Source organism: Micromonospora sp. URMC 105, from assembly GCF_051386295.1.
GTDB lineage: Bacteria > Actinomycetota > Actinomycetes > Mycobacteriales > Micromonosporaceae > Micromonospora.
The window spans coordinates 26,885-45,170 of record NZ_JBPQTL010000045.1 but is presented as its reverse complement, the minus strand read 5'-3'; the positions used below and the strand labels follow the sequence as shown (position 1 = coordinate 45,170).

Below are 18,286 nucleotides of genomic sequence, written 5' to 3'. Positions count from 1 at the left end.
GGTGAGGAGGCGGGTGAGGGTGGTGCGGGCGGAGCGGACGGAGATCTGCTGGCCGACGATTGCGCGTACGGCTGCTTCGAAGCCGTCGGCGGCGCGGGGGACGCGGATGCCGGGTTCGGCGGCGATCGCCGGGGCCAGGGCGGGGTCGGCGGCGAGGGTCTCGTCGACGGCCTGCGGGTCCGCGTCCAGGTCGAGCAGGCGGCGGCAGCGGGCCACCGCGGGGGCCAGGTCCCGCATGTCGGCCAGGCGCAGGGTCGCCGAGACGTGCCCGGCCGCCGGGGTCAGCGCCACCTCCGCGGCGCCGTGCGGCAGTCGCAACCCCCGGCGGTACGTCCCGTCGCGTACCTCCTCCACGCCCGGCAGCGCGCGGAGGGCGAGGAAGTCCAGCAGCGCGGCGGCGTGCAGCGGCGGACGGTACGCCAGCCGCAGCGTGATCGTCCCCGCGCCGCCCGGCGTGGGCCGGCCGGCGCGCGCCACCCGCAGCTGCGACGGGGCGGTGCCGTAGACCTCGCGGACCGTGTCGTTGAACTGCCGGACGCTGCCGAATCCGGCCGCGAAGGCGATCTCGGCCATGCCCAGCCCGGTGGTCTCGATCAGCGTGCGGGCGGTCTGCGCCCGCTGGGCCCGGGCCAGCGCCAGCGGGCCGGCGCCCAGCTCGGCGCGGAGCATCCGGTGCAGGTGCCGCTCGGTGTAGCCGAGGCGAGTGGCCAGCCCCGGTACGCCGTCCCGGTCGACCACCCCGTCGGCGATCAGCCGGACGGCCCGCCCCACCACGTCGGCCCGGACGTCCCACTGTGGCGAGCCCGGCGCGGCGTCCGGGCGGCAGCGGCGGCAGGCGCGCAGCCCGGCGCCCTGCGCGGCGGCGGCCGACGGGAAGAACCGGACGTTCTGCCGCTTCGGTGTCATCGCCGGGCAGGACGGCCGGCAGTAGATCCCGGTCGAGGTCACGCCGGTGTAGAACCAGCCGTCGAAGCGCTGGTCACGGCTGTCCACGGCCCGGTAGCACCGTTCGAAGTCCAAATCCACGACACCGATGATGCCCGCTGGTCAGGCCGGTGGCTCGCGGGAATCGGACGCGAGCGTGGTGACGCCCGACGCCCCGGGCGGTGGTGCGATCCGGGGGCGTCGGGCCCGCAGTCAGCGCGGCGCCGGACTGCCCAGCGGTACGTCGGTGCCGACCGGGCTCGGCGCCGCCGCCGCCGGCGGGGCCGGGACGGACCGCGCCGGGCCCATTGGCCTGCCCGGTCCTCAACCGGGTGCCGGTCGCCGGTGAGCAGGTACGCGACCCGCATCAGCGCCGGAGTGCGGCCGGCCACGAACTCGGCCGGCCGGGCCCGATCGTCTGCGTCCACGCGTCCTCCCCGCTTCGTTCCTACCGGCACGGACGCCGCAGCTCGGGCCCGCTATCCGTTGCCGGGCAAGGAATCGGACGCGAGAAAGTGTCGGTAGTGGTCGGTACGGTCCCGCCACCAACTCAAGAAGGGTGCGGGGGCGATGGCGAGCGTGGCCGGGCGAGGTGCCCGCTGATGCGGTCGGGGCGGGCACGGCTCGACCGCGCGGTGGTGCAGGGCTTCTACGACCGGATGCGGGCGGTGGCGCCGGCGGCGTACGGGGCGATTGAGCGGGACCGGGTGGGTGAGCCGGGGCGTCCGTTCGCCGAGACGGCGTGCGGCCGGCTCGCCGCGTCGCTGGATCCGGCCGGCGTGCGGGCGCTGGGCATGTGGGCGCACCACTGGTGCATGCGCTTCTACGACGACGACACCCGGCCGGGGCTGCGGCTGGTCCGGGAGATCGCCGGTCGGCGCGGGCTGGGCTGGACGGTCGACGAGGTGCGCTGGATGCTCGGCGAGTCGTACGCGGCGGGCCCGTCCGCCGCGCACCGGTTCACCCTGCCGGTGGCCGCGGCGGCCGAGCTGCCCGCCGGGGCGCTGCCGGAGGCCGACGCGCTCGGCGCGGACTGGCGTCTGGCCGGCTGACCCTCCCCGCTCGGGCGGGCGGGCAGCTGCGCCACCACCATCGCCGCCACGGCCAGCGCGAAACCGGCGAGCTGGGCCGGGGTCAGCGCCTGGTCCAGCACCACCCAGCCCAGCGCGGCGGCGGTCAGCGGGCTCAGCGCGCCGAGCACCGAGACCTGTGTCAACGGCAACCGGCCCGCGCCCCGGAACCACAGCACGTACGCCAGCGCGGTGCCGACCAGCCCCAACCAGGCGTACCCGAGCAGGGCTGGGCCGTCCGGGGCCGGCGGCGCGCCCTCGATCGCGATCGCGACCGGCGTGACCAGCAGGCCGCCGGCGGTGAGCTGCCAGCTCGTCGCGGCGAGGGTGCTGATCCCGGCCGGGCGGCCCCAGCGGCGGGTGAGCACCAGTCCGGCGGCCATCGCGGCGGTGCCGGCCAGCCCGGCGGCGACCCCGAGCGGGTCGGTGCCGGCGTCCGGCCGGAGCACGACCAGAGCGACTCCGAGTGGGGCGGTCACGGCGGCCAGCAGGGCGAGCCGGTGTGGCCGGTCCCGCAGCACGAGCACGGTGAGGCCGGCGACGAGCAGCGGCTGGGCGGCGCCGAGCACGGCGGCGGTGCCGCCCGGCAGCCGGTACGCCGCGAGGAAGAGCAGCGGGAAGAACGCGCCGATGTTGAGCGCGCCGAGCAGGGCGGCCCGCCACCACCAGGAGCCGTGCGGCCGTCGGCGGGTCAGCGCGAGCAGCAGCAGCCCGGCGGGCAGCGCCCGCAGCGCGCCGGACCAGAGCGGCCGGTCCGGCGGAAGGAGTTCGGAGGTGACCAGGTAGGTGGTGCCCCAGACGGTGGGCGCGAGGGCGGTCAACGCGATGTCAGTGCGACGACGGCTCATCGGACCCCCGATTCTCTTTGCAGTAAGTAGCTTAGCGCTAAGCTAATCACCGGCGAGGGAAAAGCGGAAGGGCGACGTGGGGCACAATCCGGGGGTGACCGACCGGGACGACGTCGACCGCATCGTCGAGCAGTGGCGGCGCGAGCGCGCCGGGATGCGACCCGAGCCGATGGCCGTCTTCGGCCGGATCTACCGGCTGGCCCGGATCCTGGGCGACGCGCAGGAGAAGGTCTACGCGGACTGGGGCATCGGCCGGGGCGAGTTCGACGTGCTGGCCGCGCTGCGGCGCAGCGGCGAGCCGTACACGCTGGCGCCGAAGGAGCTGACCGCCGCGCTGATGCTCACCAGCGGCGGGATGACCGGCCGGCTCGACCGGCTGGAACGGGCGGGGCTGGTCCGGCGGGAGCCCGACCCCGCCGACCGGCGCGGGCTGCGGGTCACCCTGACCGACGCCGGCCGCCGGGCGGTCGAGGAGGCCGCCGAGGCGGGGCTGGCGGTGCAGCGGCGGATCCTCGACGCGCTGCCCCCGGCGGACCAGACCCGCCTGGGTGACCTGCTGCGCGCGCTGCTCGCCGCCGCCGAGGCGGGCTGACCAGGACGACGGCCGGACCGGGCGATGACGCAGGATGAAGGCGTCACCGGCCCGACGAGAGGATCATCCGTGCCCGCCAGCGAACCCACCATCGTCGCGACCAGCATGGGCTTCAGCAGCCGGGACCGGGGCCCCTGGGACGCGAAGCCCGGCCCGGTCTTCGACCTGATGGCCGAGCTGGCCGGGACCGACGAGCCACGAATCTGCTACCTCAACCAGGCGGTCGGCGACCAGCCCACCTCGTTCACCGTCTTCTACGGCGCCTTCGCCGGCACCCGCTTCCGCCCGTCGCACCTGGCGCTGTTCCCGATGCCGACGGTCGACGACATCCGTGCCCACCTGCTCGCCCAGGACATCATCTGGGTCGGCGGCGGCAGCGTGGCCAACCTCTGCGCCGTCTGGCGGGTGCACGGCCTGCCGGAGATCCTGCGCGAGTGCTGGGAGGCCGGGGTGGTGCTCGGCGGCGTCTCCGCCGGCTCGATCTGCTGGCACGTCGGCGGGGCCACCGACAGCTTCGGCCGCACGCTGCGCGCCTTCACCGACGGCCTGGGCTGGCTGCCGTACGGCAACGGGGTGCACTACGACAGCGAGCAGCGGCGCCGCCCGCTGATGCACCGGCTGGTCGGCGACGGCACCCTGCCGGTCAGCCACTGCACCGACGACGGGGTGGGGCTGGTCTACCGGGGCACCCGGCTGGCCGAGGCGGTCGCCGACCGCGAGGGCGTCGCCGCGTACGAGCTGACCCCGGACGGCGCGGGCGGCGCCCGGGAGACCCGGATCGAGCCCCGGCTGCTCACCGCCTGACCGCCGGCCGCCGGCCCGTCCCGCTCGTCGGCGGGGCGGGCCGGCACCGCTCGAGGCGTACCCGAGATGTCCTTTTCTCCCGGCGGACGGGCCTGCCTGCCGGGTGCCGGCGGGTGGCGGCGTAAGCTGGCTCGTCGTGAGTCTCACCATCGGCATCGTCGGCCTGCCCAACGTCGGCAAGAGCACCCTGTTCAACGCGCTCACCAAGAACGACGTGCTCGCCGCGAACTACCCGTTCGCCACGATCGAGCCCAACGTCGGCGTGGTCGGGCTGCCGGACGAGCGGCTGGGCAAGCTCGCCGAGATCTTCTCCTCGCAGAAGGTGCTGCCCGCGCCGGTGTCGTTCGTCGACATCGCCGGCCTGGTGCGCGGCGCCTCCAAGGGGCAGGGCCGGGGCAACGCGTTCCTGGCCAACATCCGCGACGCCTCGGCGATCTGCCAGGTGGTGCGGGCGTTCTCCGACCCGAACGTGGTGCACGTCGACGGCAAGGTCTCCCCGGCCGACGACATCGAGACGATCAACACCGAGCTGATCCTCGCCGACCTGCAGACCCTGGAGAAGGCGCTGCCGCGGTTGGAGAAGGAGGCCAAGCTCCGCAAGGACCGGGCCGCCGCCGTCGCCGCCGCCAAGGCCGCCGTCGACGTGCTCGACGGTGGCACCACGCTCTACGCCGGCGCCGCCGCCGCGAAGATCGAGCTGGAGCACCTGCGCGAGCTGCACCTGCTCACCACCAAGCCCTTCCTGTACGTCTTCAACGTCGACGAGGCCGAGCTGGCCAACGCCGAGTTCCTCGACGAGCTGCGCGCGCTGGTCGCGCCCGCCGAGGCGGTCTTCATGGACGCGAAGATCGAGTCCGAGCTGGTGGACCTGCCCGAGGAGGAGGCCCGCGAGCTGCTGGAGTCGATCGGGCAGCACGAGCCCGGCCTCGACCAGCTCGTCCGGGTCGGCTTCCGCACGCTCGGGCTGCAGACGTACCTGACGGCGGGTCCCAAGGAGGCGCGGGCCTGGACCGTCCCGGTCGGCGCGACCGCGCCGGAGGCCGCGGGCGTCATCCACAGCGACTTCCAGCGCGGCTTCATCAAGGCCGAGGTCGTCTCCTACGCCGACCTGGTCGAGGCCGGATCGATGGCGGCGGCCAAGGCCGCCGGCAAGGTCCGGATCGAGGGCAAGGAGTACGTCATGCAGGACGGCGACGTGGTGGAGTTCCGCTTCAACGTCTGAGCCCGGCCCCTCCGCAGGCGCGGGCAGCCGACCATCGACGCGCTACCGCTCGGAGCGCCGACGCGCCAGATGGACGGTGATGTCGCCAATGATTCTCACCGTCTCCGGCACCACCCGCAGGATCCGGCTGAACGCCTGCTCCCGAGTAACGGGCGGCAATTCGAGGTAAGCGGAAATGGTCGAGAGAAGGCCGACGTAGTCGCGGGCACTGATCGTCGGCCGCCGTGTGATCACGGCCTGCCGAACGTCCGCGAACCACTCGGACCGTTGCAGCTCCGTGCCCGGCCACTGCATGTCCTGTCCGGGCGGCGTCCCGTCCGGCGACGGCACCTCGTCCGTCGCCAGGAACGGCGCCCGGGCCGCGCGCACGGCTTCCGCCACGGCCGGGTCCGCCAGCCGGAGTGGTCCACCGAACGAGGCGAACACGCCACCCGGCTCCAGCAGCGCGGCCATGCGTGACCACCGGCCCTCGGGGTTCGTCCAGTGCAGCGCCGCCGCCGCGTACACCAGCTCGTAAGGCTCGCCGGTGCGCAGGTCCTCGAATGCGGCCTGCACCGTCCTGACCTCTGTCCCGACGTGCTTACGCAGCTCGGCGAGCATGGCCGCGTCCGGCTCGGACGCGGTGACCGCGACCCCTCGGTGCCCGAACAACCGGGTCGCCTTGCCGGTCCCGGCGCCGATCTCCAGAGCGGTCCGGATCGGCCGGCCCGCGTACGTCGACACAAGGTCGAAGAGTTCCGCGGGATATCCCGGCCGGAACCGTTCGTAGGCTTCCGCCATCGCTCCGAAGCTCAGCGCGCGACGAGACATGCCGGGATCCTGGCACGAACCAGGCGGTCGATGCCCGGTCTTTCCAGCCGGCCCCTCCGCCTGGTGGGTCCGGAGACCCGCACAACGCCCACTTCGGGGTAAACCGCGCCGACGGTGACGAACCCGGGTGTCGCGCGAATGGCCGTTGCCCCATCGGGTACGCGGGCTGGGGTACGCGGAGACGCACGGCTGGTCCGATGTACGCGAGAGGGGATGCCTGCGATGAAGGACAGAATCCTGAAGGGCTTGCGCAGGAAGGTGAACGCGGTCGTGGTGCGCCGTCGGGGCAAGGATGCCGTGATCACCAAGCCGACCGGTGCAAAGAGGCCCGGGAGGCGTTTTCAGTGAGAGCGCGACCGGCCGGGGGCTGACGGCCTCCCGGCCGGGACTCGCGATCAGGCCGAAGGACAGGGCCCGGCTGAGGGCGCGCGGACGCCGGGGTGACTCGTTGGCCGACCCGCCGATCAGCGGCAGAGCGAGTCGATGAACGGCTCGAAGTCGGGGAACTCGGCCCGGGCCGCCTCGATCACCTCGGGCGCGGTCTGTCGCGCCTGCGGCGCGTACCGTTCGGCGATCGCGGTGCGGCGGGCGTCCGGGCGGGGCCGGTGCTCGTGTCGCGGCCACATGGTCGCCTCCATCGGGCCGAAGCCGCCCGCGAGCAACCAGAGGTAGGCCGCCAGATCGCGGGCGACCACGGACAGCTCACCCTCGGAGCCGAGGAACACCACCGGCTGCCGTTCGACCGGCTCGCCGGGGCGGACCCGCCAGCAGGCCGCCAGCCCACCCGTGCCGTCCTGCCCGAAGATCCGGAAATCAACTCCGTCCATCGAGGTGTTGCCGCTCCACGCCTGCCACCACTCGGCGGTCTCGGCGAGGGTGAGGAAGGCGTCGTACGGCTCGAAATCGATGCCGTCACCGCCGTCGTAGTCGAAGCCGCCGTCGTGGGCCTCCCGCAGCGGGGCGGGGATCGCGAGCTGTCCTCCGGTCACCGCCGCACCCTAGCGGCGACCCCCGACACGTCCGCTCAGCTCGCGGCGGATCAGCTGATGTAGTGCAGGATCACGTTGTGCACGTGGTGGCTCTTCTGCGCCCCCCGGAACTCCACCTCGTAGGTGTGCGTGCCGACGTGGACGGCGATCGCCCCGGTGGAGAAGAACGACCCGCCCCACGACTTGTTGCTCACCACGCTCACGCTGGTGATCTTCGAGTACGGGATGCTGGTGATGGCGTACCGCTTGCCGACGAAGGACCGGTCCTGGATGATCACGCGCCGGTCGGTGAGCCCGATGAAGCCGGTTCCGGTGCCGACGGCGTCGTAGACGGCGATGATCTGCTCTCCGTCGAGCAGTCCACTCTGGATCTGCTGGAACTGCTCCTTGCGGTCGTACGTCGCATTGGCCATGGATCCCACGGTAGGAAGCGGATGCCAGCGGTCCGGTCGACTAGTCTGCACGCCGCACGGGGGATGCAGGGGAAGGAACCGGACATGACCACGGATGAGACCACGGCCGGGCGGCCGGCAGGCCCGGCGGAGCCGGTCGCGGGCGAGTGGGAGCCGTGGGCCGGGTCCCGGCCGGCGCGCGGCCGGACGAGCCGCCTGGCCGTCGCCGCCTTCGTCCTCGGGCTGCTGGGCGGCGTGCTGGGGGCCGTCCTCGGGGTGGTCGCGCTGCTCCGCATCGGACGGACCGGGAAGCGGGGGCGGGGCCTCGCGGTCGCCGGGGTGGCGCTCTGCGGCGTCTGGATGCTGATGCTGGTGCTGGTCCTGACCGGGGTGCTGTCGCGGCCCGACCCGGCGGCCGGCGGCGTCCGGGGGCTGCGGGCGGGTGACTGCTTCCGCGTCGACGACACCCCCACGGGTACGCGCACCGCGCCGGAGGAGGTCACCACGGTGCCCTGCACCGCACCGCACGACGCGGAGCTGGTCGACCGGGTCCCCGGGTACGAGCGGTACGCCGGTGAGGCGTACCCGGGGACGGCGGCGCTATCGGCGCGGGCCGAGACGGCCTGCCGGCAGCGGCAACGTAGCTACGTCCTCGACCCGCTCTCGCTCCCGACGGACGTGCGGCTGCGCTGGTACGTCCCGTCGCGGGTCGAGTGGCCCACCTATCCGCAGATCACCTGTTACCTCGCCGGGTCGACGCCGCTGACCCGGCCGCTGCGGCAGGACGCGACGGTGGTCCGCCCCGAACAGCTCGCCTACCTGACGGCGACCCGGGAGCTCGACGAGGCCCGGGCCGTCCTGGCCGCCCAGGCCCCGACGGCCGCGCCGGCCGAGCTGCGCGCCATGGTGGAGCGTGCGGCGAGCGCCAACGGCAGGTTCTGGCTCGCGCTCAGCGCCTACGCGTGGCCGGTGGAGGCCCGGGAGCCGATGGTGAAGCTGATCGCCGAGGCGCAGGAGGCCGCGGCGTCCTGGCGGGACGCCGAGAAGGCCACCGACCGCGACCAGATGCTCCGGCTGGTGGCCCAGGCCGAGCAGCGCCGCGAGCCGCAGACCGAGCTGGCCGTGCGCCGGGCCCTGGGACTGTCCACCGTGCAGGGCGAACCGGCCCGCTGACACACCCAGCCCCGCCGGTCGCGTCGGGGGACGCGGCGCGGCGGGGCTGCGGGGGTTGGGGGTCAGTGGTTGGTGCGCGGGTCGTCGTCGCGGGTGCGGCTGCCCGACTTCGCCAGGCCGCGGCTGATCAGGTAACCGATGGTCAGCAGGGTGATGTACCACCAGGCCTTGTCGGCGGCGAAGTAGTCACCGCCGTTGTCGGCGGCCCCGTCGCCCACGGCGTTCGAGGCGATCAGCACGCCGATCACGGAGAGCAGGTAGACGGCCAGCTCGGTGGTCTTCCACGACGGCTTGGTCTCCTCGCCGTGCCGACGCGCGACGCGCACGTCGTGGTGGCCGAGGTGGTCGCCGTGCGTGGTGAGGTTGGTGCCGGTGGGCGTGGTCATGGTCAGCTCCTAAGGGGTCACTCCGGGGTATTCGTCCTGTACGAGCGGTATCGACCCGCCCGCGCTGAAACTTGTACCCTGGGCGTCTTCGCCCAAACGACGGACTCTCAGGAAAGTCTCAGGAGGGGGCCGCTCGGCCGGTCCGGTCCGGCACGTTCCGGCGAGGCCGGGTGCAGCGGGGGCCACTAGCCTGGCAGTGACGCCTCCGGTCGCCCGGGGGCGCGGCGGACGGGGGCCGACGATGGACGCCTGCCACGGGGCTGCGGCGGCGCGCTGGGCCGCTCAGGGGCCGGTGACGGCCCGGTACGCGTCCTCGATGCGGGCCGCCAGCAGGACCTCGCCCTCGGTCAGCGGCTCGCCGTCGCCGTGCCCGACCCGGATCTGGGTCTCCTCGTCCCGGCGGCTGATCTCCGGACGCAGCCGGAGCGCGTCCGCGACCACCTTGACCCGTTCGGTCAGCGCGGCGTGCTGGGTGTCGTCCATGACGAGGATCCGCCGGATCTGCTCGCCCTCGCGGGTCCACCCGGTGAGGAGCGTCAGCGCGTCGCTGAGGTAGTCGTGCTTCGCCCGGCTGTTGAACAGCGCGCGCATCACTGCACCTCCCAGGCGTCGTTGCCGGCTTGTGGCCAAATCGTCGCCGTCCCGTGTCCTCGCGATGTATATCAGTCTGTCGTCAGCGCAGCGGTGTGTCCACGCCCACACTTCCGTGTTCTGCTGACCTACCGGTCGGGGACGGTACCCAAACCGACGATTGATCTGGCACGCTGGACGCCCGTGCGGACCGAACGGGTAGGCGGAAGCGGGCAGACCGAGCGGCGTGAGCCGAAGGTGGTCGTCGGAGCGGCGATCATCCGCGACGGGCAGGTGCTGGCCTGTGCGCGGTCCGCGCCGCCGGAGGTGGCCGGGATGTACGAGTTCCCCGGCGGCAAGGTCGAGCCGGGCGAGAGCGAGACCGACGCGCTGGTCCGCGAGTGTGCCGAGGAACTGGCCGTACGCGTGGAGATCGGCGGCCGCGTCGGCCGCGACGTCCGGATGGCCCACGGCCGCTCGGTGCTCAAGGTGTACCTCGCCCGGCTCCTGCACGACGACCAGCCCAAGGCGCTGGAGCACCAGGGCATGCGCTGGCTCTCCGCCGCCGAGCTGGACTCCGTCACCTGGCTCCCCGCCGACGTCCCCATCGTGGCCGCCCTCCGCCCTCTCCTGCGTCCCGCCCCCTGATCCCGCCGGGCGCTGCCGTCAGCCGTGGGGTCGTCGCCGTGACCCGTCGACTCGGCAGGCGCACTTCGCGAGCCGGTGGGAAACCGGCAGGGAGGCGGAAAGGGGACGGGGGCCGGCGGCTGTCGCCGCGGCCCCCGTCGTTGCTGTCGTGCTCAGTGCTTCTCGTCCTGGCCCGGGTGGGCGAAGTTGAGGTGCTCCGGCGGCAGCGGGAAGGTGACGTCGTCGCCGAACGGCGACGGTGCCGCCGCCCGGTCGAAGGTCAGCTCCGTCAGCGGCAGCTTGCCGGTGGCGTCGACCGCCGGGGCGGTCGGGTGCGGGACCTCGCGGTGCCAGTTCACACCCTGCTGGGCCTGGATCTCGGCGTTGGAGTCGTGCGACCCTCCCGCGTGCGAGTGGACTCCAGCCTGACGAGCGCTGCGGTGCACCACGGACTCCTTCCCCGCGCTGCTCGCGGTGCTCTGGGGCGTGTCACCCCGACGGAAGATCTTGCTACCAAGCCACACGAGGGGATCGTACCTGCGGTCGACGACCCGCTCCTTCATGGGGATGATCCCGTTGTCAGTGATCTTGATGTGCTCGGGGCAGACCTCGGTGCAGCACTTGGTGATGTTGCAGAATCCGAGCCCCTGCTCGGCCTGCGCGTAATCCTTGCGGTCGGTCTTCGCGTCCAGCGGGTGCATGTCCAGCTCGGCGGCCCGGATGAAGTACCGCGGGCCGGAGAAGGCCTGCTTGTTCTCCTCGTGGTCGCGGATCACGTGGCAGACGTTCTGGCACAGGAAGCACTCGATGCACTTGCGGAACTCCTGCGAGCGCTCCACGTCGACCTGCTGCATCCGGTAGTCACCGGGGGCCACGCCGGGCGGCGGCGCGAAGGCCGGCGTCTCCCGCGCCTTCTCGTAGTTGAACGAGACGTCGGTGACCAGGTCCCGGATGACCGGGAAGGTGCGCAGCGGGGTCACTGTGACCGTCTCGCCCTCCTCGAAGGTCGACATCCGGGTCATGCAGCTCAGCCGCGGCTTGCCGTTGATCTCCATCGAGCAGGAGCCGCACTTGCCCGCCTTGCAGTTCCACCGGCAGGCCAGGTCGGGCGCGTCGGTGGCCTGGAGCCGGTGGATGACGTCGAGGACCACCTCGCCCTCGTTGACCTCGACCATGTAGTCCTGCAGGTCGCCGCCGCTCTCGTCGCCCCGCCAGATCCGGAACTGTCGCTTGTTGCCCATTACTTGCCCGCCTCCTCAGCGAGGGCGTCGAACGTCGCGAGCTCCTCGTCGGTCAGGTACTTGGCCAGCTCGGCGCGGTCGAAGAGGCCGATCAGCTCCGGCCGCATCGTCGGCAGCGGCTTGTGGTCCAGGCGTACGGTGTCGCCGTCCAGGGAGCAGACCAGGTTCACCCGCCGCCACTTCGGCTCCATCGCCGGGAAGTCCTCCCGGGTGTGCCCGCCCCGGGACTCCTGCCGCTCCAGCGCGGCCTTCGCGGTGCACTCCGACACCACCAGCATGTTGCGCAGGTCCAGGGCCAGGTGCCAGCCCGGGTTGTAGCGCCGCCCGCCGCTGGCGCTGACCTTGGCGACCCGCTCGCGCAGCTCGGCCAGCCGGCTCAGCGCGTCCACCAGCTCGCCCTCGCGCCGGATGATGCCGACCAGGTCGCCCATCACCGCCTGGAGGTCCTGCTGGAGGGTGTACGGGCTCTCGCCGGTGTCCCGCTGCAGGGGCGCCAGGGCCGTCTCCACGGCCGTCTCGACGGCGGCGATCGACACCTTCGGCCGCCCGCCGAGCTGCTCGGTGTACGACGCCGCGTGCCCGCCGGCCCGCTTGCCGAAGACCAGCAGGTCGGACAGCGAGTTGCCGCCGAGCCGGTTGGAGCCGTGCATGCCGCCGGAGACCTCGCCCGCGGCGAAGAGCCCCTGCACGGTGCCGTACGCGGCGCCCGAGTCCGGGTCCACCTCGACGCCGCCCATCACGTAGTGGCAGGTCGGGCCGACCTCCATCGGCTCCTTGGTGATGTCGACGTCGGCCAGCTCCTTGAACTGGTGGTACATCGACGGCAGCCGGCGGCGGATCTCCTCGGCCGGCAGCCGGGAGGCGATGTCCAGGTAAACGCCACCGGCGGGGGTGCCCCGACCGGCCTTGACCTCACTGTTGATCGCGCGGGCCACCTCGTCGCGGGGCAGCAGCTCCGGCGGGCGCCGGTTGTTGTCCGGGTCGTCGTACCAGCGGTCGGCCTCCTCCTCGGTCTCCGCGTACTGCTTGCGGAAGACGTCGGGGACGTAGTCGAACATGAACCGCTTGCCGTCGGTGTTCTTCAGCACGCCGCCGTCGCCGCGGACCGACTCGGTGACCAGGATGCCCTTCACCGAGGGCGGCCAGACCATGCCGGTGGGGTGGAACTGGAGGAACTCCATGTTGATCAGCGTCGCCCCGGCGCGCAGCGCCAGCGCGTGGCCGTCCCCGGTGTACTCCCACGAGTTCGAGGTGACCTTGTAGGAGCGGCCGACCCCGCCGGTGGCCAGCACCACCGCCGGGGCCTCGAAGAGCACGAACTCCCCGGACTCCCGGTAGTAGCCGAAAGCGCCGGCGATCCGGTCGCCGTCGAGCAGCAGCTCGGTGATGGTGGTCTCGGAGAAGACCTTGATCCGGGCCTCGTAGTCGCCGAGGTCGCGCTTGTCCTCCTGCTGAAGCGAGACGATCTTCTGCTGGAGGGTGCGGATCAGCTCCAGGCCGGTGCGGTCGCCGACGTGCGCCAGCCGCGGATACTCGTGGCCGCCGAAGTTGCGCTGGGAGATCTTCCCGTCCTTGGTGCGGTCGAAGAGCGCCCCGTACGTCTCCAGCTCCCAGATCCGCTGCGGCGACTCCTTCGCGTGCAGCTCGGCCATCCGGAAGTTGTTGAGGAACTTGCCGCCGCGCATGGTGTCGCGGAAGTGGACCTGCCAGTTGTCCCGGTTGTTCACGTTGCCCATGGCGGCCGCCGCGCCGCCCTCGGCCATCACGGTGTGCGCCTTGCCGAAGAGCGACTTGGAGATGATCGCGGTCTTCTTGCCGGCCAGCCGGGCCTCGATCGCCGCGCGCAGGCCGGCGCCGCCGGCCCCGATCACGACGACGTCGTAGTGGTGTCGTTCGATTCGCGTCTCAGTCATGTCCAGGGGCCCTTAGTTGATGAACCGCAGGTCGTTGATCCACTCTGCGGCGACCGCCATGACGTAGAAGTCGGTGAGGGCGAGGGTGCCGAGGGTGATCCACGCGAGCTGCATGTGCCGGACGTTGAGCCAGGACACGCCGGTCCAGGCCTTGTAGCGCACCGGATGCTTGGAGAAGTGCTTGAGGCGGCCGCCGATGATGTGCCGGCAGGAGTGGCAGGAGATGGTGTACGCCCAGAGCATCACCACGTTGAGCAGCAGGATGATGTTGCCCAGCCCGAACCCGAAGCCCTTGGGGGAGTGGAAGGCCAGGATGGCGTCCCAGGTGTTGATCAGCGAGATGATCGCGGCGGCGTAGAAGAAGTAGCGGTGCAGGTTCTGCCCGAGCAGCGGGAACCGCGTCTCGCCGCTGTACGCCTTGTGCCCGTCCGGCACCGCGCAGGCCGGCGGCGACAGCCAGAACGAGCGGTAGTACGCCTTGCGGTAGTAGTAGCAGGTCAACCGGAACAGCAGCAGGAACGGCAGGGTCAGCGCGGCGTCCGGGATGATCCACCAGCCGGGCAGGAACCGGCCGAAGTGCGAGGCGCCCTCGACGCACCGCTCGGTCACGCACGGGGAGTAGAACGGGGTCAGGTAGTGGTAGGCGTCGACCCAGTACCAGTCGTGCATGAAGACCCGGACCGTCGCGTACGCGACCCAGGCGCTGAGCCCGAGGAAGGTGAGCAGTGGGGCAAGCCACCATCGGTCGGTCCGCAACGTCTTCGCCGCGATGGCGGCGCGCGCCCGCGCCAGCGGCCTCGTTGCCGTTGATGTCATTCGAGTCGTCTCCCTGACGGGGCCCTCGCGGGCGGCGGATCACGTTCCGAACGGTCAGCGGACCGGCGAGACCGCGTCCACTGTCACGTCTTGCGCACACCAACGACCGCACCGGCATGTCGGCGCAGCTAAGTGACACACGTTACGCCGATCTCCACGGCCCGGCCGCGCAACGCAGTGTCCCGTGTGTCCCGCAGGTTGGAAAGACCCGGAGCATGATCAATGTCCGGTGACGAGAAAAGATCGTCTCCCGTCGAACCGGACGGTCAGCCGGAGGCCCCGCCGGTGAAGTTCCACGCCGCCAGCCGCAGCGGTGGCGCCTCCCACCAGACCCCGTCCAGCCGGTCCGGCTGGCGGACCGGCCGCCGGCCGAGACCGAGCACCGCGCCCGGCGCCAGCATCCGCGGGTACGACTCGGTGAACCGGAAGTCGCGTACGGCCCGGGTCGGTACGCCGTCCTCCACCAGCCACACCCCGTTGCGGGTGAGGCCGGTGATCACCAGGCTCTTCGGGTCGAGCACCCGGGTGTACCAGAAGTCGCTGACCAGCAGCCCCCGCTCCATCCCGGCGACCAGTGCGGCGGTGTCGTGGTCCACCAACGCCCCGGGTGCGGGGTCGGCGCCACCGTCGAGCCGCCCACCGCCCTCGGGCGCGGCGAGCAGGCGCAGGTTGCGGGGGATCGGACCGAAGGTGGACGCGCCGACCATCCCGTGGCCGGTGGACCCGGTGCCCACCTCGGCGCCGCTGCGCCGGTCGTGGGCCACCGCCCGGGTGACCCCGGCCTCGACCAGCGTCAGCGCCCGCCGGGCGGTGCCCTCCAGGTCGTACGGGAGGGTGGAGGCGTGCAGCGGGTCGTCGACCAGGGTCACCGACGCATCGAACTGGGCGGCGCCCGGCTCGGCGAAGGACTGCCGCTCGGCGTACCGCTTGCCGTTGAAGCCGTACCAGGAGAAGTTCTGCAGCAGGTCGGCCACCGCGGCCGGCTCCAGCACCACCTCGTACCGCCCCGGGGGCAGCTCCACGGGGTCGGCGGCGGCGCGCGCCTTGCCGGCGGCCCGGGCGCCCAGCGCCGCCCCGTCGAGGTCGGCGAGGCGGTCGGTGCAGAGCCGGGCCACCCCGTCGGCGCCGCCGGCCCGGGCGATGCCGTCCATCGCCGCCTCGGTGGTCCGCCCCTGCGCGGTGTGGCCGGCGGAGTTGGCGAACGCCCCGGACCGGTACGACGTCCGGCAGTAGCCGGCCGCCTCCAGGCCGCCCACCGCGTCGACGAAGGCGCGGACCCGGTCCGCCCGGGCGTCCGGCTCGGCGTAGGCGGTGTCCTCGTCGAGCAGACCGCTGGAGCGCACCGCGGTGGGTGGGGTCACCCCCGGCCAGGCCGGGTCGGGCGGGCAGAGCCGCGCCGCCGTCACCGTCCGCTCGACCAGCGCACGCAGCCCGTCGGCGTCGACCAGGCTGCCGCCGCCGGCGGCGGTCCGGCCGTCGACGTGCAGGCGCAGGCGCACCGAGACGCCGGACTCGGCGACGTTCTGGTGGATGAACGAGTTGGCGAACCGGGTCAGCGCCAGGTCGTGCCGGGTCACCGCCACCTCGGCCTGGGCGTCCGGCCCGGCGATCCGGCGGACCAGCTCGACCACCTGACCGGCGACGTCCAGCTCGGTCATGCGCGTACCCCCACTCGGACGTTGCGGAAGCGGGCCGGCGCGGCCGGGTGGCCGGTGTGGCCGATCTGGCCGGGCTGGCCCTTGCCGCAGTTGGGCGTGCCCCAGGCGACGGTCTCGGAGGAGAGCATGTCCATCGAGCGCCAGAAGAGCGGACCGATGCCGGTGTAGGTGGGGTTGCGCAGCATCCGCCCCCGCCGGCCCTTCTTCACCTCCCAGCCGATCTCGCAGCCGAACTGGAAGTTGAGCCGCTTGTCGTCGATCGACCAGGAGCGGTTGACGTCCATCAGCACGCCGTCGTCGGTGGCCGCGACGATCTCGTCGAGGGTGTGCGGCCCCGGCTCCAGGCCCACGTTGGTCATCCGCACCATCGGCAGCCGGGCCCAGCCGTCGGCGCGTACGCTGCCGCCGTGGTCGAGACCGGCGACGGCGGCCGAGTCCCGGCCGGCGAGCACGCCCACCCAGCGCCCCTCGCGGACCGCGTCCCGGCGCACCGCCGGGGAGCCCTCGTCGTCGAAGCCGAAGCTGCCCAGCGCGCCGGGGATGGTCGGGTCGATGGTGACGTTCATCAGCTCGGAGCCGTAGCGCAGCGAGCCGAGCTGGGCCAGGTCCAACCAGGACGTGCCGGCGAAGGCGGCCTCCCAGCCGAGGATGCGGTCCAGCTCGATGGCGTGCCCGACCGACTCGTGGATCTGCAACGCGAGCTGCTCGCCGCCGAGGATGAGATCGGTCTCGCCGGCCGGGCACTCGGGCGCGGTGAGCAGCGCCCGGGACTCCTCGGCGATCCGCGCGGCGTGCGCGGTGAGGTCCAGCGACTCGACCAGCTCCCAGCCGGTGGTGCCGTACTGGCCCCGGTAGCTGGGGTAGGAGCGGCGCTGGGTCTCGCCGTCGCCGATGGAGGTGGCCGAGATGCCGCCGCCGCACTCGCGGATGCGCTGGTCGATCCGGTGCCCCTCGCTGGAGACGAACCACTTGGCGGTGTCCCAGATCTGGTAGAGCCCCTCGGCCAGGTCGGCGCCGTGCTCCCGCATCGTCGCGGTGGCGCCGACCAGCAGGTCGCCCTTGTCGGAGAGGGCGACCCCGAGCGGGTCGACCCGGCACTCGGAGGCCCAGCTCGCCACGGCCGCCTCGGTCGGCACCAGGTCGATCGGCGGGCCGGGCACCCGCGCGCTCGCGGCGGCGACCGCCGCGGCGCGCCGGCCGGCAGCGCGGGCCGCGGCGTCGGAGAGCTCGGGTACGGCGTGGAAGCCCCAGCTCGACCCGACCAGCGCCCGCACCCCCAGGCCGATGCTCTCGTCCTGGGTCAGCTCCTCGATCGCGCCGTTGCGGGCTGACATCGACTCGTAGCGGCGGTGCATCACCCGGGCGTCCGCGTACCGGGCGCCCGCGTCGAGGGCGGCCTGGACGGCGGCCGACGCCGCGTCGAACTCGGTCATGTGCCCGACCCTAGGCGAGCCGACCGACGTTCGTCAGCCGAGCAGCTCCTCAGGACGGATGGTGGCCTTGACCGGTTCGGTCAGCTCCAGCTCCTCACCCGCCCTGGTCACCGAGCGTTCGACGTAGTGCCCACCCTGCCGCTGATAGAGGTGCATGGTGAGGGTCTCCTGGTCGACCAGCAGATACCACTCGATGCCGGCGGCGTAGTAGTGCATCTTGAGCACCTTGTCCGTGGCCGCGTTGCTGGGCGAGATGACCTCGCACACCAGATGCACGTCGCTGGCGTCGATCACGAGCACGCGCAGGTCGACGGCGTTGGTGATGACAAGGTCGGGAATCGGGATCCGGCCCGGCCTCAGGCGGACGTTCACGGCTTCGAGCACCCGCAGGCCGGCCTCACGCACCGGCTGGCGGAGCGCGGCGCGGAGTTCTCCGGAAATGTTCTGGTGTAGGGGGGTGGGCCCAGGAGTCACGTGAAGGCTCCAGTCGAAGAGTTCGACGCGTTGTCGCGTCTCGCCGAGGGCGAGGTACTCCTCTTCGGTCCACAGGCCGTCGTGATCGAACACCGCCGCGGTCATGGTCACCTCCGCCTCTCTGGTGCGAACTCTCCCGTGCCTGCCGCGACCATCGTCGCACCTGACGTGCGGGCCTGGGCCGACGACGTCGAGTTGCGGCGGTGGATGTCCTGGTGAGGACTGTTCACGCCCGTTGTCGACTCGTTACGCTGTGGGCCGCTGACAGCGCCGCCCTTGTAGCTTATTTTCGCCCTCAGAGCTTTGTTGTAGGTTCTCTACAACCTGAGGGAGGCGGTCGTGGA

19 protein-coding genes and 1 pseudogene are annotated in these 18,286 nt (G+C 72.6%); 7 read left to right on the top strand and 13 right to left on the bottom strand.

Annotated features, from left to right (window positions below):
• Positions 1–1,026: bifunctional transcriptional activator/DNA repair enzyme AdaA (locus ACSNN7_RS16545; protein WP_436681689.1), on the bottom strand; the 1,026-nt coding region annotated here is incomplete at its 3' end.
• Positions 1,027–1,526: 500 nt separating this feature from the next.
• On the opposite strand from ACSNN7_RS16545, the gene ACSNN7_RS16540 reads away from it, so the two are divergent.
• Complete coding sequence (locus tag ACSNN7_RS16540; protein ID WP_436681688.1) at positions 1,527–1,976, top strand: hypothetical protein; 450 nt, start codon at positions 1,527–1,529, stop codon at positions 1,974–1,976.
• Between the two features lie 44 nt (positions 1,977–2,020).
• Here ACSNN7_RS16540 and ACSNN7_RS16535 read toward each other — a convergent pair.
• Positions 2,021–2,842, bottom strand: a pseudogene (locus tag ACSNN7_RS16535) (EamA family transporter); the annotation flags it as partial.
• A 94-nt stretch (positions 2,843–2,936) separates the two neighbouring features.
• Between ACSNN7_RS16535 and ACSNN7_RS16530 the strand changes: the two are divergent.
• The 3 genes from ACSNN7_RS16530 (at position 2,937) to ychF (ending at position 5,460) form a co-directional block, all read left to right on the top strand.
• Positions 2,937–3,434, top strand: a complete 498-nt coding sequence (locus tag ACSNN7_RS16530; protein WP_436681687.1) for a MarR family winged helix-turn-helix transcriptional regulator — start codon at positions 2,937–2,939, stop codon at positions 3,432–3,434.
• Positions 3,435–3,503: 69 nt separating this feature from the next.
• Positions 3,504–4,238: a Type 1 glutamine amidotransferase-like domain-containing protein gene (locus ACSNN7_RS16525; RefSeq protein WP_436681686.1), complete on the top strand. Its 735-nt coding sequence runs from the start codon at positions 3,504–3,506 to the stop codon at positions 4,236–4,238.
• Positions 4,239–4,374: 136 nt separating this feature from the next.
• Positions 4,375–5,460 carry a redox-regulated ATPase YchF gene (ychF, locus tag ACSNN7_RS16520; RefSeq protein ID WP_334449251.1) on the top strand — a complete coding sequence of 362 codons (1,086 nt, stop codon included), beginning with the start codon at positions 4,375–4,377 and terminating at the stop codon, positions 5,458–5,460.
• 42 nt (positions 5,461–5,502) lie between these two features.
• Here the strand turns inward: ychF and ACSNN7_RS16515 are convergent, their stop codons facing one another.
• Positions 5,503–6,270 carry a class I SAM-dependent methyltransferase gene (locus ACSNN7_RS16515; protein WP_436681685.1) on the bottom strand — a complete coding sequence of 256 codons (768 nt, stop codon included), beginning with the start codon at positions 6,268–6,270 and terminating at the stop codon, positions 5,503–5,505.
• 222 nt (positions 6,271–6,492) lie between these two features.
• Between ACSNN7_RS16515 and ACSNN7_RS16510 the strand changes: the two genes are divergently transcribed.
• Positions 6,493–6,618: a hypothetical protein gene (locus ACSNN7_RS16510; RefSeq protein ID WP_436681684.1), complete on the top strand. Its 126-nt coding sequence runs from the start codon at positions 6,493–6,495 to the stop codon at positions 6,616–6,618.
• Positions 6,619–6,734: 116 nt separating this feature from the next.
• Here the strand turns inward: ACSNN7_RS16510 and ACSNN7_RS16505 are convergent, their stop codons facing one another.
• Together ACSNN7_RS16505 and ACSNN7_RS16500 are read right to left on the bottom strand one after the other, a co-directional pair.
• Complete coding sequence (locus tag ACSNN7_RS16505; protein ID WP_436681683.1) at positions 6,735–7,259, bottom strand: SMI1/KNR4 family protein; 525 nt, start codon at positions 7,257–7,259, stop codon at positions 6,735–6,737.
• 50 nt (positions 7,260–7,309) lie between these two features.
• Positions 7,310–7,672 carry a PH domain-containing protein gene (locus tag ACSNN7_RS16500; protein ID WP_250791763.1) on the bottom strand — a complete coding sequence of 121 codons (363 nt, stop codon included), beginning with the start codon at positions 7,670–7,672 and terminating at the stop codon, positions 7,310–7,312.
• A gap of 84 nt (positions 7,673–7,756) precedes the next feature.
• Here ACSNN7_RS16500 and ACSNN7_RS16495 point away from each other — a divergent pair, with 84 nt between their 5' ends.
• Entirely contained in the window at positions 7,757–8,824 is a 1,068-nt protein-coding gene (locus ACSNN7_RS16495; RefSeq protein ID WP_436681682.1) for a septum formation family protein, read from the top strand.
• A 62-nt stretch (positions 8,825–8,886) separates the two neighbouring features.
• Here the strand turns inward: ACSNN7_RS16495 and ACSNN7_RS16490 are convergent, their stop codons facing one another.
• Positions 8,887–9,210 (bottom strand): hypothetical protein, encoded by a 324-nt coding sequence (locus tag ACSNN7_RS16490; RefSeq protein WP_436681681.1) that lies wholly within the window; start codon positions 9,208–9,210, stop codon positions 8,887–8,889.
• Positions 9,211–9,492: 282 nt separating this feature from the next.
• A complete protein-coding gene (locus ACSNN7_RS16485; RefSeq protein ID WP_436681680.1) occupies positions 9,493–9,801 on the bottom strand; it encodes a 4a-hydroxytetrahydrobiopterin dehydratase in 309 nt (102 codons plus the stop codon).
• Between the two features lie 237 nt (positions 9,802–10,038).
• Between ACSNN7_RS16485 and ACSNN7_RS16480 the strand changes: the two genes are divergently transcribed.
• Complete coding sequence (locus tag ACSNN7_RS16480) at positions 10,039–10,428, top strand: (deoxy)nucleoside triphosphate pyrophosphohydrolase (RefSeq protein ID WP_436681693.1); 390 nt, start codon at positions 10,039–10,041, stop codon at positions 10,426–10,428.
• A gap of 152 nt (positions 10,429–10,580) precedes the next feature.
• Here the strand turns inward: ACSNN7_RS16480 and ACSNN7_RS16475 are convergent, their stop codons facing one another.
• The 6 genes from ACSNN7_RS16475 to ACSNN7_RS16450 form a co-directional block, all read right to left on the bottom strand.
• A complete protein-coding gene (locus ACSNN7_RS16475) occupies positions 10,581–11,648 on the bottom strand; it encodes a succinate dehydrogenase/fumarate reductase iron-sulfur subunit (RefSeq protein ID WP_436681679.1) in 1,068 nt (355 codons plus the stop codon).
• Positions 11,648–13,561 (bottom strand): fumarate reductase/succinate dehydrogenase flavoprotein subunit, encoded by a 1,914-nt coding sequence (locus tag ACSNN7_RS16470; RefSeq protein WP_436681678.1) that lies wholly within the window; start codon positions 13,559–13,561, stop codon positions 11,648–11,650. The genes ACSNN7_RS16475 and ACSNN7_RS16470 overlap by 1 nt, the downstream gene beginning before the upstream one ends.
• A 12-nt stretch (positions 13,562–13,573) precedes the next feature.
• Entirely contained in the window at positions 13,574–14,377 is an 804-nt protein-coding gene (locus ACSNN7_RS16465) for a hypothetical protein (protein WP_436681677.1), read from the bottom strand.
• 266 nt (positions 14,378–14,643) lie between these two features.
• Entirely contained in the window at positions 14,644–16,035 is a 1,392-nt protein-coding gene (locus tag ACSNN7_RS16460) for a TldD/PmbA family protein (RefSeq protein ID WP_436681676.1), read from the bottom strand.
• Positions 16,032–17,468 carry a TldD/PmbA family protein gene (locus ACSNN7_RS16455; protein WP_436681675.1) on the bottom strand — a complete coding sequence of 479 codons (1,437 nt, stop codon included), beginning with the start codon at positions 17,466–17,468 and terminating at the stop codon, positions 16,032–16,034. Before ACSNN7_RS16455 ends, ACSNN7_RS16460 begins: the two co-directional genes overlap by 4 nt.
• A 33-nt stretch (positions 17,469–17,501) precedes the next feature.
• Complete coding sequence (locus tag ACSNN7_RS16450) at positions 17,502–18,047, bottom strand: Uma2 family endonuclease (RefSeq protein WP_436681674.1); 546 nt, start codon at positions 18,045–18,047, stop codon at positions 17,502–17,504.
• Positions 18,048–18,286: the final 239 nt, after the last annotated feature.

Bases quoted from the DNA above. Each gene is read 5' to 3' on its own strand.
- ACSNN7_RS16540 (WP_436681688.1), top strand. From the start codon at position 1,527: ATGCGGTCGGGGCGGGCACGGCTCGACCGCGCGGTGGTGCAGGGCTTC.
- ACSNN7_RS16515 (WP_436681685.1), bottom strand. From the start codon at position 6,270: ATGTCTCGTCGCGCGCTGAGCTTCGGAGCGATGGCGGAAGCCTACGAA.
- ACSNN7_RS16510 (WP_436681684.1), top strand. From the start codon at position 6,493: ATGAAGGACAGAATCCTGAAGGGCTTGCGCAGGAAGGTGAACGCGGTC.
- ACSNN7_RS16500 (WP_250791763.1), bottom strand. From the start codon at position 7,672: ATGGCCAATGCGACGTACGACCGCAAGGAGCAGTTCCAGCAGATCCAG.
- ACSNN7_RS16495 (WP_436681682.1), top strand. From the start codon at position 7,757: ATGACCACGGATGAGACCACGGCCGGGCGGCCGGCAGGCCCGGCGGAG.
- ACSNN7_RS16490 (WP_436681681.1), bottom strand. From the start codon at position 9,210: ATGACCACGCCCACCGGCACCAACCTCACCACGCACGGCGACCACCTC.
- ACSNN7_RS16485 (WP_436681680.1), bottom strand. From the start codon at position 9,801: ATGCGCGCGCTGTTCAACAGCCGGGCGAAGCACGACTACCTCAGCGAC.
- ACSNN7_RS16475 (WP_436681679.1), bottom strand. From the start codon at position 11,648: ATGGGCAACAAGCGACAGTTCCGGATCTGGCGGGGCGACGAGAGCGGC.
- ACSNN7_RS16470 (WP_436681678.1), bottom strand. From the start codon at position 13,561: ATGACTGAGACGCGAATCGAACGACACCACTACGACGTCGTCGTGATC.
- ACSNN7_RS16465 (WP_436681677.1), bottom strand. From the start codon at position 14,377: ATGACATCAACGGCAACGAGGCCGCTGGCGCGGGCGCGCGCCGCCATC.
- ACSNN7_RS16460 (WP_436681676.1), bottom strand. From the start codon at position 16,035: ATGACCGAGCTGGACGTCGCCGGTCAGGTGGTCGAGCTGGTCCGCCGG.
- ACSNN7_RS16455 (WP_436681675.1), bottom strand. From the start codon at position 17,468: ATGACCGAGTTCGACGCGGCGTCGGCCGCCGTCCAGGCCGCCCTCGAC.
- ACSNN7_RS16450 (WP_436681674.1), bottom strand. From the start codon at position 18,047: ATGACCGCGGCGGTGTTCGATCACGACGGCCTGTGGACCGAAGAGGAG.